We start from the raw sequence: 16,476 nt of genomic DNA on the forward strand, positions 1-16,476 counted from the left end.
ATTTTACTTTTTCACCTTTAATGCGGCGTCAATTCGTTGAAACACTTTTTCTGCTGCGAATGTTCTCCTGAACGACGCGGCGCTCAATGCGCTTTGTTCTGCATACAATGCCGGGTCGGTCAGCAGCCGGATGATATGATCTGCAAAACCTGCGGGATCTTCCGATACCAGGCAGCCATTGTCGATTTTATCAGGAAGGCCATCCAATCCCCTTTCATTGCAAACAACGGGTTTGCCGTATGCGAAGGCCTCCACAACTTTTATCTTAACGCCGGTACCCGCCAGCATAGGGCATATCACAACTTTTGACGCCTGGTAGTAATCGTTCAGGTCTTCCACGAACGGAAGATAGGTTACATTGCCGAGGCCCTGCGGAATATGCGAATTGATCTTTCCTATCACGCATAAACGGTACGATTGAGGCAGCAGCGGGTATACCTTTTCAAAGAACCAGGTTGCCGACATAATGTTCTTGTCATTGTCGCTGGCTACATAGATCAGGTCAAACTGCGGCCCGGAGCTGCCGCTTGCCGGTACAGGTTCATGCAGCATCATGGGAACATACTTTACCTTGTTGCCAAGAAATTGCGAGAAGAGGTAGTGCTCTTCTGTTGAAATTGCCCATACCTGGTCGTAGAGCGAAAGCCTCCTGATCTCGTCTCCCAGGGCTGCGCCAACGTTCACGTTTTTATCCAGCTGGTGTTGAGAGGCCATCAGGTCATGCGTATCTATGATGGTGAACGCATCGCCGATTAAAGGATTGTCTTTAACCAGGTCGGCATAATAGGCGTAGGAGATAAGAATATAGTCGTATTTATTTTGCGTAAGCAGTTTGTCGAATTCCCTGCGCAGGTGCAGGTTCACCAGGTTAGGCAAACCTCCTTTTACATGGTTGAGCTTACGGTTGAAAAGCATGTTTGGGAGCTTGTATTCAAAAAGATATACAAGCGGGTTCTTTTTCGGGGGCTTGCGGAACCAGAACCAGGCATTTTCTACCAACCCGCTTTTTCTCACCATTTCCATTTCTTCCTCCGTTATCCTTTCCCATTGGCCCTGCCTGGAAACCAGGTCCACTTTCATTCCCCTGCTTTTAAAATATTGCAGCAGCATGTAGGCCCGGGATTGTGCGCCGTTTTGACGGCCGACAGGATTGTATGGAAATAAATATAAAATGCGTTGCTGTTCAGACATGCTACTGGCAATTTATTAAATTAATGTTTGGGAGAATAGTTAAGCGCTTTGTCGAGCTTTTTATACACGTTGGCGGCAGCAAAATTATTCCTGAATGAAGCGGCGCTTAATTCGCTTTGTTGTGCATGAAACGCTTTATCTTCCAGCAGTTTCAGGATGTAGCCGGCAAACTCTTTCGGGTCTTGCGTTACCAGGCAACCGCAGTTGCTCTTATCTGGCAATCCGTCCATACCTCTTTCGTTGCAAACAACGGGCAGGCCGTACAGCATGGCTTCCACCACTTTTATCTTCACGCCGGTTCCGGAAAGCATAGGACATATAACAACCTTTGATTGCAGGTAATATTCGCTGAGGTCTTCCGCAAAAGGAACCAGGGTAACGTTTTTGTAAGTACCCGGTATAAAGCGGGAAATAGATCCAACCACGCAAAGGTTCACATGCTCAGGGATCAACGGGAATACCTGTTTGAAGAACCAGTCTGCCGCTGCAAGATTATGCGGGTTATGCGAAGCCACATAGATCATGTCATATTTCTTCAGAACATCCCTTTTTATATCTGCCGGTTCTTCTACCATCGTCGGAATGTATTTCACCTGGTTTTTCAGGAACTGGCTGAAGAAATAGTTTTCTTCAGGCGAGCATAACCAGACCTGGTCAAACCTCGACAGTCTTTTCAATTCATCACCCAGGGCGATCCCCCGATTGACGCCTTTGTCGTGCTGGTGCTGGGCCGACAACAGGTCGTGCGTATCGGCAATGGTAACAGCGTTCCCGGTACGGGGATTATCCTTTATCAGGTCGGCCCAATAGGCATAGCTGACAATGATGAAATCGTATTGGTGCTGTTCAAGTATCTTATTGAATTTCTCCTGCAAATAGGGGCTCACATGATTCGGGATTGCGCCTTTTACGTTGTGGAGCAGTTTAGGCAGTTTGTAGGAGAAAAGGTACTGGAAGAAATTTTTCTTTGCCGGTTTCCGCGGGTAGAACCAGGCATTTCTCACCTGCCCGCTTTCCCTGAATGCTTTAATATTCTCGTCTGATGTCACGCCCCAATAGTCGGTCAACGAAAAAAAATCGACCTCCATACCCCGTTCCTTAAAATACTTAAGCAACGTAATTACACGGGTCTGCGCGCCACTGGTCTTCTCTATCGGATTTAAAGGAAAAGTGAAAAGGACTTTAGTCATATCAGGCTTATGAATAAGAAATTCGCGCAAAGCTAGAGAAAATAATGTAAATATTCTAAACGCTTGTTTTATAGTTTGTTAGATATGTGTATTGAGCCTTATCCACGCTGCCGGGCGGGGCTTTAATGCTGGCATAACTTATGGGTTGGAATTACAGACTAAAAACTATAATTATGAAAACACCGAATGAAGGAGAAAAAACAGTAGTTAAAGTGCCGGGAAATGAAATGGGAGAGAAGGCTTCCATAGGAGGGAAATATAATTCAGGGGTCACCTCCGGTGATCCTAAAGAGAAAGAAGAGATAGAGAAACAGGCTAACATGAAAGAAGAACAACCGGCTTCAGACAAAGAAAAATCAGAGAAAAACCAGGAGAATTTTTTAACGAAGGAAGACCTGCCCGACAGCACGAATGAATCGACCGGCGTACCGGGAACAGGGCAGCGGCAGGACTCCAACTGATCATAATCTTTTTTCCCTTTTACCACTTTGCCTGTTCTCCTCTTTGAGAGGCAACGATTGCCGGGCTTTGATCATGCAGCAAGTGAAAGTTTTGCCGGAAGCAACCTGCAGGCAATGGCAAATAAGAGCGAAAACAGGTGCGGCTTATGATTTCAAAACAGGAAGGCGCCTCCGCCTTGGAGACGCCTTCCTGTTTTGAATCCGTTTTATTTACTTAAGCGTCCATTCAGGCCTGATGTAATGACAGGTATACCCGAACGGATGTTTCTGCAGGTAGTCCTGGTGCTCTTCTTCCGCATCCCAGAAATCGGATGCCGGAACTACTTCTGTTACGATCTTTCCCGGCCATTTACCTGATGCGTTCATTTCATCTATCAGCTTAACAGCTGTTTCATGTTGTTTTTCATCCAGGTAAAAAATGGCGGAACGATAGGAGGCGCCTATATCGTTACCCTGCCTGTTACGGGTAGTAGGATCATGGATCTGGAAGAAAAATTCCAGCAATTCCCTGTAAGATAATTTACCAGGATCAAAAGTAATTGCTATGGCTTCGGCATGGGTGCCGTGATTCCTGTAAGTAGCATTAGGTACGTCGCCGCCTGTATAACCAACCACAGTGGAATTGACGCCAGGCAACTGGCGGATCAGTTCTTCCACGCCCCAAAAACAGCCTCCGGCTAGTATGGCTTTTTCAACACTCATATTCCTATAGTTTTTTGACAGGATGAAGTTAGGTTTTTGCGCTGAATTACTGAAATCAGCATTCCTGCCTATTTAATTCCAAGAGCGGCTTTAAAAGCGCTATTGTCAGGAGTGACCGACGACTGGAAAAAATGTGTCAGCCTGCCTTGTTCATCTACAATATATTTACAGAAATTCCAGGTCGGCTGCTGGGAATTCCATCCATTCAGTTCTTTCTTTGTCAGCCACTGATAAACGGGATGTTGTTCTTCTCCCAGTACGCTGATCTTTTCCATCATCGGGAAAGTAACCCCGAAATTCACCTGGCAGAATTGGGCAATCGCCTCATTGCTTCCAGGTTCCTGCGCCCCGAAATCATTGGCCGGGAACCCTAAAACCACCACTTTGTCTTTATTCGCTTCATAGAACTCTTGCCAGTCGGCATACTGCGGGGTATAACCGCATTCAGAAGCAGTATTCAGTACTACAATTTTCTTTCCCTTGTAAGCAGAAAGATCGACGGTGCTGCCATTGATGGCCTTTGGCTTTAAATCAAAAAAGGAAGTAGACATAACTAATGAATTTACGCCGCTGATACTTTTAATTTTGTAAAAGATACGGGTATTATAATTATGTACCAACTAATCGCAGGCGCTTTGCCTGTCATCTCTTTTCAATATCCCTATGCAAAGCAGGGCAATAGCCAGGTTTCTCCATACCGCCAGATGGCGGGATGAAATTTTTCCCACGATCTTAGGCAGCGCGAAGCGGGCCACGATAACAGATAAAATATTAAAAAGGCATCATGAGAAGCCCTGAACTTGCAGCGGAAAAATGGAAGTTCTTTTGTACCAGGAAGCTCATCATAAATAAATAACCCGTAAAGAGCGCACTTAGCAACACGAACAATAAATTCCGTTTTTTCCTGTAAAAAAATATAGATTTTGTTCTATTGGCGCTTGCCGGTATACCGCCAAACAGGACAAATTTAATTTTTCCACCCCAATGAGGCCGGTAAAAGTGGTATGCATTTTACTCCGTTCTAATCAGCAACTCTTTCTAAGAAGGAGATATTTCAGAACTAAAAATGTTTGAATTATGGGAAAAGACAGAAATGGAGTATTCCATCCGGGGAAAGGAAAACCATCAGGAGCTAACAAAGAAGAAGGATTAGGAGCGCAGTCGACGCCTCCTGAAAAAATGAAGGAATACCTGGAGATATCAGACAAGTATACCACCGGGCCCGACGAGTTGTCGCCCAATCTTCGCCTTCTGCATCACAACAGGAACACTTCCAAAGCCAATACTTCCAGGGGTTATGGTACTAAAACCAGCGGTAAACCTGATCATACAAAGCAGCAGGAGGAAAACGGGCAGAATCGCTTTGCCGGTGTGGAAACTGCGAGCCAGCCTACTGAAATGCCGGGCATCCTAACCCGCGAGGCTTTCAAAGAACTGGGCGCCGTATCGGCCAATCATTGTATTTCTATCTATATTCCAACACATGAATATGGTACTGCGGTAAATGAAATGTCGGATTCCATCCTTTTCAAAAACAAATTGCAGGAAGCAAGTAAAAAGCTGCTGGAAAAAGGAATGAAACAACCGGATGTAGATAAGCTGCTGGGGCCAGCTTATTCCTGGGTTTATGACACCGGTTTCTGGAGAAACCAGCTACAAGGTTTTGCCGTTTTCCTGGCCCCCGATTTCTGCAGGTACATTAAAATGCCGGCGGCGCCGCCGGAACTGCTGATAGTGAATACTTCTTTCCAGTTGTCGCCGTTAGTACCGTCTATGCTTGCCACCAGGGACTTTTACCTGTTGCTGCTAAGCAAACATGCCACCCGGTTGTATAAATATGATACTGCAGGCATCAACGAAGTAAAAGTTGCGGGTCTTGAAACCCTGAGCAGCTACGAAGCGCCGGATATCGATAACGGTGAACACAGGGGCGTTGACGGCTACACCAACAGCGCCGATTAGCTGAAAGCCATTGATGATATTATCTTCAGGGAAGTATTGAACACTGAAAAAGCGCCGCTGGTGCTGGCAGGAACAGAAGAAATGGTAGCGGAGTACCGCACCGTTTCCGCCTATAAACACCTGTACCCCGAAGCGATCATCGGCAATCATACTTACGACGATTTGCAGGCCCTGTGTCGACAGGCCCGTAATATATTGCAACCGTATTTCGACCAGGAACTGGATAAAGCAAAAGAGAGGTATGCCAATGAATCGGCTACCCGCCTTACTTCTTCCATTGTGGCAGACGTAGTTCCCGCCGCCTTCTACGGCCAGGTAGATACTTTGTTTGCAGCCCGCGACGCTCATTCCTGGGGCACATTCGATGAAATGAACAATGTGCTGAAAGTAGATGATGAAATGAATGGAGAAAACGACGACCTGGTTGACAAAGCAGTGGTGAAAACCATTGCCAATGGAGGTCGGGTATTTATTTTACCTAAAGAGCAAATGCCGGCCGACAGCCCTGTTGCCGCATTAATGAGATATTAAACGAGACGAAGACAAACAACCGCTTCTGCGCCCGCAGAGGCGGTTGTTTCAGTATAACAACCGCCACAGAAGTGTTTCGTTTTTGCTACATTATACCAACTATATCTAAATAACTTACATTTGTTCCTGCATTTAACCAATGCCGGCATTATGGGTTTATTTAATTTTTTTAAGAAACCGCTACGGATCAACGATGAATTTTTCGGACCGCTCCGATATATTGAGATCAAAGGCGCCCGGGGATATTTTGAAGGGAAAGGCCTGTTTGCTCCTTTAGGGTATGAAACCGAATACCTGATCGAAGCGGAAACCTCCGGACCGGCGGAATGGCAAAAAGAATTTTATAAAAACCTTCAGCTGGAATTCGATGGCTATATAGAAAAGATCAAACCGCTTATAACCGACGAATTAAGGGAGGAGGACCCTGATATTGAAATAGGGGATTTTAAAGATGAATTTACACTTGTAAATATCACTATCCCTTTTTCCCATACGCCTGTTGTGCGTTGGAATATGGCCTTTACAACCATTCATGAGGCCGATCACTACGTTACCGTCGAGTTTTCCGGCGATGAACCTGTAGAAGCGGTATTGGAATAATGATCCGCTCTATGCCTGTTGTTCCTGCAATAATTAAACTATATGAATAAATTAGTTCTGTTAATGTTTATCGCTGTAGCATCCTGTATTTCAGCTGCTGCACAAACCATTGATTCCAGCAAGTCGGGTGTGAAATTTGAAATCGGGAATATGGGAGTGAAGAAAGTAAAAGGTACTTTTTCAGGTATGAAAGGAACCATCGACTTCAACCCTCAAAATCCCGCTGCCGCTCATTTTGATGTGTGCATCGATGCCAGCACTGTAAACACAGAAAATGAGAAGAGAGACAACCACCTGAGAAATAAAGACTTCTTCGAAACAGATAAATATCCTGAGATCTGCTTCAAATCCAAAGAAGTTACAAAAACAGCGGAGGGTTACAGCGTAGCCGGTAAACTTACCGCCCACGGCGTAACAAACGATGTAACCATACCTTTTACCTTTAACAATAATGTTTTTGAAGGTAAGTTCATACTTAAAAGACTGGACTATAAAATAGGAGAGGGAACAAACACTTTTATGGTAGGTAACGAAGTGGAAGTGACCATCACCTGCGCCGTAAAATAATTCATCAACTAAAGATCCGCCTTATAAAGGGAGTATCCTTTTATAAGGCGGATCTTTTATTTACAGGCATTCTTCCAGCAGGTAAACGATAGATTCATAGTTCCTGCCCGTAGCCTCTGAAAGCGCCATTTCACAGGTTTTGGAACTGGAATAGTAGCCATCGTACGAGCACGACTTTACTTCTGTTGCTTCAGGCAAGGTAGCAGAATGGGTCAGCTCAGGGAAAAGGAATCCCCTGTCGCCAGCCATACCGCAACAACCCGCATGCACGGGAACTGTCACCTCTTCTGACAGCTGCCTGGCGATTTTCAGGAACTGGTCTTCCTGTCCTGTTTTCTGCAGGGTACAAACCGGGTGCAATACAACATGCTGCTTGCGGTTTTTAATGGTAGCTCCCGGAAGTATGTAATCACTAATAAAGTCTATACTATCAAGGATGGTAAGCTTGTCGAACTTTGCTCTATTCCCGGCCGATAACTGTGCCCTGGCATGTTTAAGCGTATAGGTGCAGGAGCTGATATCAATCACCACGGGATATTTTCCTTCCTGTGTCCATTCCCATAGTTTATGGATAGTTTGATCGGCTGTATGTTCAAACGCTTTCGGAAAGCCTTTGGAAGAGAAGATCTGCCCGCAGCAGGCGCCATTTATATCCGGTGGGATGATCAAACGGATATCTCTTTTCAGGGCCAGGCTCACCATTGTTTCGGGCAGGCTTTTCTTATGTTCTTTAGATCCGCCCATGGTGCGGTTGATACAGGTAGGGAAGTAAATAACAGTTTGCGCTCCCTGTGTTCTTGCGGCATCTTTACGGGCCTGCTGCAGTGAAGAGGGAACGATCTGGTTAGACCATAACGGGATCGCCGGCGCTACTTTCTTCAATGATCCCGTAAGTTTTACCAGGGTATTCTTCCCAAAAACCTTATTGATCCCTGTTGCGGTACCCAAGGCTATTTTAACCAGTCCTTCAGTGGCCGGGAAGTTCCTGGCCACCGTTAAAGCGAGGGAATTGGCAAAACCGTTATGGTTTTCATTCCGCAGGCGTTTAACAAGCGAGCCTGTATTGATGTCTACCGGGCAGGCTTCTGCACAAAGCCCGTCTACCGCGCAGGTAGACAGTCCTTCGTATTGATACTGTTCCAGCAATTCGTTGTAAGCTTTGTCGCCGGCCGCCTTTAACCTCGATAATTCGCGGCGGGCAACGATTCTCCGGCGTGGCGTCATGGTAAGGTTGCGGCTGGGGCATTTATATTCACAGAACCCGCATTCCATACATTTGTCCACTTCTTCTTCCACTCCTGGCAGGTCTTTCAGGTTGCGGATATGCGCTTCTTTATCGGCATTGATAATTACTCCCGGGTTCACCACTCCCAGCGGATCTACTTTATCCTTTACTGATTTCATGATCCGGTAAATATCGGCGCCCCACTCGGTTTCAACGAATGGCGCCATATTGCGGCCGGTGCCATGTTCCGCTTTCAGCGCTCCTTTATATTTGCCGACAACCAGCGTTACCACTTCCCGGATGAAGTTATCATAGCGCTCTACTTCTGAAGCAAGATCGAACGACTGTGTAACTACGAAGTGAATGTTCCCGTCTTTGGCATGCCCGAAAATGATAGCATTTTCATAGCCATATTTACGGAACAGTTGCTGAAGGTCCACGATCGCATCGCCCAGTTGCAGTACCGGAACGGCAATGTCTTCGAGGATGACGGTAGTACCGCTTTTCCTTACTGCGCCTACGGATGGGAACATGCCTTTTCTTATTTTCCATAAAAAGGCCTGTTCTTTAGGATCGTTGGTAAAGGCAGCTGGAATAGCCAGCGGGATCTGCGCCTGCAACTCATAGAACCTGGCAGTTTTGGCAGCTACTTCTTCTTTCGTATATCCCTGGTACTCGACCAGCAGCGCTGCGCCGGTAGCAGGCAGTTGCGCCAGCAGTTCAGGTATCCCTTTCAGGTGTTCAACAGAACGCAGGGAGGCATTGTCCATCAGTTCTATTGTTTCGGCCCCCGAATTGGTAAGGGCTTCAATAGCGCTGCATGCCTTCTGTATGTCGTTAAAGCACATAAGGGAGGTTTCCTTGACAGGGTAGTCAGGAACGGTTTCAAAAACGGCTTCCGATATGAATCCAAGGGTGCCTTCGGCTCCTATCATGAGGCGGGCCATAATGTCCAGCGGTTTTTCGTAGTCGATGAATGCATTGACTGCGTAGCCCACTGTATTTTTGGTTTTATACTTATGCCTGATCAGTTCAAACATCGCGGGATCGTTAAGGATCTCGTTCCTCCAGCTGCTCAGCTGAGCTGCCAGTTCAGGGCATTCCTGTTCAAACCTGTTGTAATCTTCCGGGTTTTCTGTAGAAAAGGTAGCGCCGGAAGGAAGTATGAATCGAAGGTATTTTACCGTATGGTAGGAGTTCCTGGCAACGCCGCAGCACATGCCGCTGGCGTTGTTGGAGATAATGCCGCCTATCATGGCCGAATTGATGCTGGCCGGATCAGGGCCTATCTTCCTACCATACTTTTTAAGCAGGGCGTTGACGATGCCACCGGTAATACCCGGTTGCATCCTTACGGTATTGCCCCCGTCTTCAATCTTAATAGCATTCCAGTTTTTGCTGAGGTCAACGAGCAGCCCGTCGGTAATAGACTGGCCGGATAAACTGGTGCCTGCAGCCCGGAAGGTCAGCGGAATATTGTGGTCGTGTGAAAATTTCAGCAGGTTCCGGATCTCTTCTTCTGAAACAGGATTTACTACTGCTTTAGGTTTAAGGTGATAGAATCCGGCATCGGAGGCATAGGTCACCAGGTCGATCAATTTTGTCAGAATCCTTTCTGGCGGTAAAATAGACTGTAATTTTTCTTCAATGTTCATAGCTTATTCTTTGGCTGACAGGCTGGTTAGGCTGAAAGATCTTAAAGAAACATCGGATATGACGATTCCGATGGATAAAATTAATCCAAACCTGGGAACATATCATAATTTCTTCAGCCAAAAGCCAGTACAACACAAAAAAAGCATCCCGTTTAAAGGATGCTTTCACATAACAGTAGCAGGAATTCCCTTGTCATTTCCAGAATCCCTGGGCCTTTATCTGGGAACTGTTAATACCCGTTTTCCTGAGAAGGTTCCTCAGATCCGCCACCATGCGGACGTTTCCTACCAGGTAAAACACCTGCTCCTGCGAAAAAGGGAAGTCTAAAAGCGATGCTACCAGGGTGCTGAGGGCGTCTGATTGCTGCAGCACCGGTTGGAATGGCGACCTGGGAAAATAGCTATTAAACTCTTCTACATGCTCAGGATCTTTAATAACCACATTTCCTTTTATCTGCGCCGTATTGCCGGCTAATTGCTGCAAAGCCAGGAAATGCGCCAGGGCCGACTGGTCGCCAAGGAAAACCAGTTCCTGCCCCTGTACCGGTTTTTGCATGGAAGAACCAATGCCCAGGTACACCAGCAGCTCGCCTGTCTGCAGCTGTTGTGCCCACCTGGCGCCTGCGCCATCATGTGCTGCATCAATGAACAGGGTACAGGTATGTGTGGAGGCATCCCACTGCGCTGGCGTATAGTCGCGGAAGGTATATGGGGCTACCTTGCATTTGATATGCTGGGTTACTGTCCATTTGCTCATATCGGCGTCGGGCAGGTGCAGATCCACTTCAAAGAAGGTTCCTGATGCCCATGGTCTTATATCCAGTATGGTTCCTTGTTTCGTGAAAGTTCTTTCAAGGAACGATATTTTCTTTTCTTTCACTGCTGATATCATACTTTAAAATTTAATCGCCCGTTGGGGTATTTATTTTTTCTACTGCAAAAGAACTGGAAAATGACCTGCCGCAAAATGGACAATTACCTGTGATGATTGGACGATTCCCGGTATCTTTTCCGGAATGCCAGCGGGGTAATTTTTTCTGATTTCTTAAAGATCCTCGAAAAATAGGCGTGGTCTTCGTATCCCAGGTTATATGCTATCTGTTTTACATCTTCATCTGTATAACACAACAGCCGTTTGGCTTCCAGCATTATTTCCTGTTGTATCCAGTAGCTTGCAGGGAAACCTGTTATGTTCTTCACTACCTCGTTCAGGTAAGAGGCGGATACATGCAGTCTCTCTGCATACAGGGCCGGGGTTTTCAGGTGCTTATACTGCTGGTTGACCAGCTTTTTAAAATCGTTGGTCAGGCATAGCGGCCGGGAGGTGATCTTATTGCCGGACCAGCCATGCTGGGTAAATAATTCTGCCATCATGCTTATGATAACTTTGGCAAAGTCTCTCGCTACATGACGGGAGAAATCCCCTGTCTTCTGGGCAGACAGGTTAGACAATAGCTGGAATGCCTGGCAGAAAACAGCGGTAACCGGCACAGGGATGGCCTGTTCGTACGGAGACCGGTTCTCAAATAACGCTCTTTTTTCGTTGTCTATAAACGATGCGTCTATTGCCAGCAGCCAGCCGGTGGCAGTCTCCTGTTTGCTGTACTGATGGACCTGCCCCGGCAGGATGTAGACCAGGTGAGGGCCTTCCAGCTTTACCGTTTCAAAATCGAGGGTAAACTGGCTGTATCCTTTTTCCTGGAAGATGAACATATAGTGGTCGTCCCTGTGCGCCTCCTGGACGGAAGGCTTGTTTTTCGAGTGCTCGTTCGTACCTGACAGGTTTTTTAGTTTAAAACCAGCATGGTTATTTAACCGGCCTTCGTGAAGCGGGATCTCTTTCGGAAATTTTGATTGCCCCATTTTACTAGGAATTCAGATAAAAATGCTGTTAAGATAAGCTATTCTCACATGGGCGGCAGCATGATTGGCTGCCGCCCTCCCGATGCTGCAAGGACCGGGGAGCTATCGATCATCTTACAGGTAATAGACGGATATCCGGCCCGGATATTTCAACCAGCATAAAAAAAATTCCATTTGTGGTAATAACGATGGGATAAGATGGTAACAGTTAGAAGTTTAGTCATCAGATTTGCGCCTCACATGATAGTTTCGTAGTTTGCACAAAGTATCAACCAAAAACTGCTTAGGTGGAACTTATGAGAAAATTATTATTATTCGTACTGCTGGTATCCCTGATCCCTGTATCCCTGATAAAGGCCCAGTCGAGGCCGCTTTTGTCCAAGGATAGTCTGGGTATTTACAACCGGGTATTAAGCCCCCGCGCTATGAAAGAGGACCTGCAGCTCCTGCGGAACATCGGTGATAAAACCAATTCAGGTTTGTACCGTTACCGTACCAAAAAACAAATAGACAGCATTTATAACTGGGCGGCCGCCAGTGTCAAGAAACCGATGCGCGTCACCGAGTTCTATAAAATAATATTGCAGTTGGCAGACTTTGAAGGAAGTTGTCATAATTATACCATCGTGGACCAGCAGCTGCTGGATTACCTGAACCGCCAGCGGGGCTTTTTTCCTTACGACCTGAAATACCTGGAAGGAAAGATCATTTTCAATCATCATACGCCTGAAATTCCCGCAGGTTCACGTATCCTGAGCATCAACGGCGTACCCGATACCACGCTGATGAAGTCGTTCTACAAGTATTTTACCGGCGATGGCTATACGATCACCCAGAAACTGACAGGCAGCGTACAACGGGCCTACGGGATCCGGTACCTGCTGGAATACGGCGTGAAAGACAGCTTCGCTGTTCGTTTTACTCCTCCTTATTCTTCCGAGGTTAAATCGGCCGTGCTGCCCGCAGTAACGCTCGAAACCCGCAAGGCTAACCTGGAGAAGCGCTACAGTGCAAGCCTCGACAGTATTATCGATTACAATGTACAGCCTAAATACAGTTTCAGGATGCTGGATTCGTCTACCGGCCTGCTGAACTTCCGGATATTCAGTATGGCCAGCGGGGCGGATGATCCGGCTTTCCCGGTGTATGTGCGGTTCATTGACAGCGTTTTCCAGCTGCTCGACAAAAAAGCCATTCCCAACCTGGTGATCGATATCCGGAGCAACCCCGGGGGCAGCGATCCTACTTTCGAGCAGCCAATGATGTACCTGACAGATCATCCTTTTAAAGAGAATACCTTAGCCTATATTATTTTCGACAGGGATGATATCCCTTTCAGGAAATATTTCTGGGGAGTAAGTACCAGTCATAAAATGACACCCGAAGAAGAAGTAGCAGGCCGGCAGTTCCTGAAAGACAATTACCTGCCATACAGCAATGGAAGAAGTTACCAGAATCCTAAATACAACCCTGTTTATTATCCTAAACAGCCTGCCTATAAGGGACATACTTACCTGCTGATAGATGAGAACACCGCTTCTGCGGCTTCGCATCTTTCTTCGCTGGTGAAAGCCTATGCCAGGAATACCACCATTGTGGGCGTAGAAACCGTTGGAGGGTATTACGGGCATAACGGGCATTCGCCGCTGGTGTTCGAATTGCCCAATTCCAGGATCAAGAACCAGTTCTCCATGGTTTATGTTGTGCAGGATGCGCCGGTAAAACCGGATATACCGGAGGGGAGAGGAACGATACCGGATATAGAGGTTTGGCAGAGTTATGAAGATTTTATGCAGCTGAAAGATACACAGATGGAGTATGTATTGAAGCTGATCAGGGAGAAGAAGTAGTACAGAAGTCCCTGCTTTGATCTGCCGGTCGTTTACAGGTCATCATCGTCCTCGTCGCCTTGTGCGCCTTTGGGAAGAAGGATGGTAAAAGCGGTTCCTTTCCCGGGATGGCTTTCTACCTGGATGGTTCCTTGGTTCAGGACAGTAAATTCATGGCTTAATAATAGCCCCAGTCCGAATCCCCGTTCGCCGGAGGTTCCGTTCTGGGGCTGTCGGGAAGACGTAAAAAGCGTATTAACCTGGCGGTGGCTCATGCCTATGCCCTCGTCGCTGATCCGGATGGAAATACGATGATCGGTTTCTGTAGTCGCGATCCTGATAGCGCCGTATTCGTTGCTGAACTTCAGCGCATTGCTGAATAGGTTCCTGAAAATAACGGCTACCTGGTCGCGGTCCGCCCTGATGAAGTGCTGGGGAGGAACCCGGGTATCTACCCTGATCTTTTTCTGTTGTATAGCCAGGTCAAAGAAGGCGATCACTTCCTCCAGCACCGACAGGATGCTGAAATTTGTTGGAGTGGTCTGTATTCCCTGCATGCTTCTGGTACTCCAGCGGAGCAGGTTGTCCAGCGTCCCACCAAACTGCGATATTTTTTCCTGCAACATACTGGTCGTATCCTTCATGTAATTATTGTCTACCAATCCCTGGTGAAACATATCGAGCACCCCTTCCAAAGTAGCAAGAGGTCCGCGTATATCGTGGGCCAGTATGGAAAAAAGTTTTTCTTTATCCTTATTCATAGCCAGCAACGCCTGGCGTTGTTTTTCTATGGCCCGCTGGTTGTCTGTTTGTATATGTTTGAAGAATACAAGGTTGACGAGGATACAGATAGTTGCCCCGATGATGTTCGACCAGACCTGTACCTGTGAAACCGGTTTGCCAAGTATGGCGGGTTGGGGAAATAATACAACGGCGATAAATGCAATAATAGCAAGCCCCCCGAGGCATATCACCACCCACCATTTATCATAGATCAGGATAATGGCGATCAGCAACAGCAACAGCAGGTACTCGGCGCCGTTATGAAAGTAAAGGCCCGAAATAGTGTAAATAATGATGCTGATCCCTATCAGTACCAGCCTGGCGCTCAGGTACATCCTTTGTTTGTGCAATACCAGCAAAGTGACGGCTGAACTCATGTTCAGGAGGTTGAGTGCCGCCAGTGTATACCTCCCGGTTACGATATTTATAACCACGTAAATGAACATCAGGCAGGCGCCCGGAAGCGCCATCAGGTTCAGTAATTTTGTTCGCCTGGCCTCTATGTATGGCATAAAGGGATAAATTCCCACATTAATGATATTGTTCCAGACCCTGGCGAGGTAGCTGGATAATAGTTCTCTCATCTACATAGGTATATTGTATGGTTGTGCCCCCGCCGGGAGAAGATACTCCCTTCCTTATGGGCATGCCGGTATTTTAAATATGTGCGCTTAGGTAAAGTAAAGTATAGGACGAAGCTAAGTATAATCCGCTCAAATATGAAATCCGCGCTGTTATTAAATACGGATTGGCTCCCGGTGCAGGCCACCGGGAGCGGGAAAGGTATAGCGTGTCTAAATGCTATCGGTTTGTTTCAGCAGCAGCTGGTCTAATTTCCGGAAATAGGCTTCAACGCCAAATTGCTCCTTTACCAGTTCGTGCAGTTCTCCCGGCGTTATGGAAGCGTGGAAGCTATCCAGGAGGCTGTCGAAGTGTTGCAACAGCGCCGGCGAATCGGGGGGTAGATCAGGGAGTTGATAGGCTCCGGGAAAGCCCATATCCGACAAGGCTTTGACAGCGCCAACCGGTGTGCCGATCACTGGTATGCCGGCTGCCAGCGCCTCCAGAGTTACCATTTCAAAGCCCTCAAAAATGGAAGGTATAATAAGCAGGTCGGCTTTGGCATAGGCTTCCCGGCAAATGTTATCGATGGTCAGTCCTGCAACCACTGTTGTTTTCGTACTTCCTTCGAAGTAATCCTTGTCCAGCGGTTGGTTGGTAACCACAAGCAGCCGCCATCCTTCCTGCTTTTCCATGGCCTTGGCGATTTGCTGAAGCATGGGGAGTCCTTTTTCTTTAACAGGGCGTCCTACAAACAACAGCGTACGTTCGCCGGAAGCGCTCCGAGGGTGCGGATAAAAGATATTTGTATCCACGCAGTTTGCCAGGACCTTTATCTTCTCCGGCGCGGTATGATACCAGCGAATAGTATCTGCTTTCACTTTTTCGGAAACAGCCAGCACCAGCCGGGCGCTTTCACAGGCTTTTTGCTGAAGTTTCCCATACCGGCTTAAGGACGTTTCTTTTCTGCCATATGCCAGTTCCATTTCGTGATAAGAGCCGTGTTGGATCATTGCGTCAACAGGGTAGTAGGCAGATGATTCGCCCTGGGTTACCACCATTTGGTTGGGGCGGCGGGCCCACCACAGATAGGCGCTGGCGTACCGGGAAAGATAGATAGGCCGTCTTTTCTGAAAATGCCGGAAGCGGAACAGGAAAGGCAACAGCCTGCCAAACAGTGTATGATTTAACAGGAAATCTTCTGTAATGATCTTGGTAGGAATATTCCTGCTTTGAAAATAAGTATCCAGGTAATATGCTACTCTTTCTACACCACCTGCATTTGATGTCCCGTTAAATGATACCAGGAGCGCCTTTTTTATTCGCATAGTTAACTATAAGGTTCGTAAATCTGAC

15 protein-coding genes are annotated in these 16,476 nt (G+C 47.0%); 6 read left to right on the forward strand and 9 right to left on the reverse strand.

Going from position 1 to position 16,476, the window contains the following annotated elements; all coding sequences use genetic code 11:
* Positions 1 to 3: 3 nt before the first annotated feature.
* Both BLV62_RS06210 and BLV62_RS06215 read right to left on the reverse strand, forming a co-directional pair.
* Positions 4 to 1,191, reverse strand: coding sequence for a glycosyltransferase (locus tag BLV62_RS06210; protein ID WP_089759767.1), 1,188 nt, complete (start codon positions 1,189 to 1,191; stop codon positions 4 to 6).
* A gap of 20 nt (positions 1,192 to 1,211) precedes the next feature.
* Positions 1,212 to 2,381 (reverse strand): glycosyltransferase, encoded by a 1,170-nt coding sequence (locus BLV62_RS06215; protein ID WP_089759768.1) that lies wholly within the window; start codon positions 2,379 to 2,381, stop codon positions 1,212 to 1,214.
* 173 nt (positions 2,382 to 2,554) lie between these two features.
* On the opposite strand from BLV62_RS06215, the gene BLV62_RS06220 reads away from it, so the two are divergent.
* Complete coding sequence (locus tag BLV62_RS06220) at positions 2,555 to 2,842, forward strand: hypothetical protein (protein WP_089759770.1); 288 nt, start codon at positions 2,555 to 2,557, stop codon at positions 2,840 to 2,842.
* Between the two features lie 210 nt (positions 2,843 to 3,052).
* On the opposite strand, the gene msrA is transcribed toward BLV62_RS06220, so the two are convergent.
* Entirely contained in the window at positions 3,053 to 3,544 is a 492-nt protein-coding gene (gene msrA / locus BLV62_RS06225; protein WP_089759772.1) for a peptide-methionine (S)-S-oxide reductase MsrA, read from the reverse strand.
* 68 nt (positions 3,545 to 3,612) lie between these two features.
* Positions 3,613 to 4,095, reverse strand: a complete 483-nt coding sequence (locus tag BLV62_RS06230) for a glutathione peroxidase (RefSeq protein ID WP_089759900.1) — start codon at positions 4,093 to 4,095, stop codon at positions 3,613 to 3,615.
* A gap of 526 nt (positions 4,096 to 4,621) precedes the next feature.
* Here BLV62_RS06230 and BLV62_RS06235 point away from each other — a divergent pair.
* The 4 genes from BLV62_RS06235 to BLV62_RS06250 all read left to right on the forward strand — a co-directional run bounded on the left by BLV62_RS06235 (position 4,622) and on the right by BLV62_RS06250 (position 7,204).
* The gene (locus BLV62_RS06235) at positions 4,622 to 5,506 is read left to right on the forward strand and encodes a hypothetical protein (RefSeq protein WP_089759774.1); all 885 of its coding nucleotides are present in this window, start codon (positions 4,622 to 4,624) and stop codon (positions 5,504 to 5,506) included.
* A gap of 9 nt (positions 5,507 to 5,515) precedes the next feature.
* Complete coding sequence (locus tag BLV62_RS06240) at positions 5,516 to 6,037, forward strand: baeRF3 domain-containing protein (protein WP_258522412.1); 522 nt, start codon at positions 5,516 to 5,518, stop codon at positions 6,035 to 6,037.
* A 150-nt stretch (positions 6,038 to 6,187) separates the two neighbouring features.
* Positions 6,188 to 6,637, forward strand: a complete 450-nt coding sequence (locus BLV62_RS06245; RefSeq protein WP_139169962.1) for a hypothetical protein — start codon at positions 6,188 to 6,190, stop codon at positions 6,635 to 6,637.
* 42 nt (positions 6,638 to 6,679) lie between these two features.
* Entirely contained in the window at positions 6,680 to 7,204 is a 525-nt protein-coding gene (locus BLV62_RS06250) for a YceI family protein (protein WP_089759780.1), read from the forward strand.
* A 60-nt stretch (positions 7,205 to 7,264) separates the two neighbouring features.
* On the opposite strand, the gene BLV62_RS06255 is transcribed toward BLV62_RS06250, so the two are convergent.
* The 3 genes from BLV62_RS06255 to BLV62_RS06265 form a co-directional block, all read right to left on the reverse strand.
* On the reverse strand, positions 7,265 to 10,084 hold the full coding sequence (locus tag BLV62_RS06255) for an FAD-binding and (Fe-S)-binding domain-containing protein (RefSeq protein ID WP_089759782.1): 2,820 nt from the start codon (positions 10,082 to 10,084) through the stop codon (positions 7,265 to 7,267).
* Positions 10,085 to 10,277: 193 nt separating this feature from the next.
* Positions 10,278 to 10,976, reverse strand: a complete 699-nt coding sequence (locus tag BLV62_RS06260; protein WP_089759784.1) for a siderophore-interacting protein — start codon at positions 10,974 to 10,976, stop codon at positions 10,278 to 10,280.
* An 83-nt stretch (positions 10,977 to 11,059) separates the two neighbouring features.
* Positions 11,060 to 11,947 (reverse strand): AraC family transcriptional regulator, encoded by an 888-nt coding sequence (locus tag BLV62_RS06265; RefSeq protein ID WP_089759785.1) that lies wholly within the window; start codon positions 11,945 to 11,947, stop codon positions 11,060 to 11,062.
* A gap of 296 nt (positions 11,948 to 12,243) precedes the next feature.
* Between BLV62_RS06265 and BLV62_RS06270 the strand changes: the two genes are divergently transcribed.
* Positions 12,244 to 13,797 (forward strand): S41 family peptidase, encoded by a 1,554-nt coding sequence (locus BLV62_RS06270; RefSeq protein WP_139169964.1) that lies wholly within the window; start codon positions 12,244 to 12,246, stop codon positions 13,795 to 13,797.
* 32 nt (positions 13,798 to 13,829) lie between these two features.
* Here the strand turns inward: BLV62_RS06270 and BLV62_RS06275 are convergent, their stop codons facing one another.
* A complete protein-coding gene (locus BLV62_RS06275) occupies positions 13,830 to 15,143 on the reverse strand; it encodes a sensor histidine kinase (RefSeq protein WP_089759790.1) in 1,314 nt (437 codons plus the stop codon).
* Between the two features lie 210 nt (positions 15,144 to 15,353).
* Entirely contained in the window at positions 15,354 to 16,448 is a 1,095-nt protein-coding gene (locus BLV62_RS06280) for a glycosyltransferase family 4 protein (RefSeq protein WP_089759792.1), read from the reverse strand.
* Between the last annotated feature and the right edge of the window lie 28 nt (positions 16,449 to 16,476).

It is taken from the genome of Chitinophaga terrae (ex Kim and Jung 2007) (genome assembly GCF_900107795.1).
GTDB classification, from domain to species: Bacteria; Bacteroidota; Bacteroidia; order Chitinophagales; family Chitinophagaceae; genus Chitinophaga; species Chitinophaga terrae.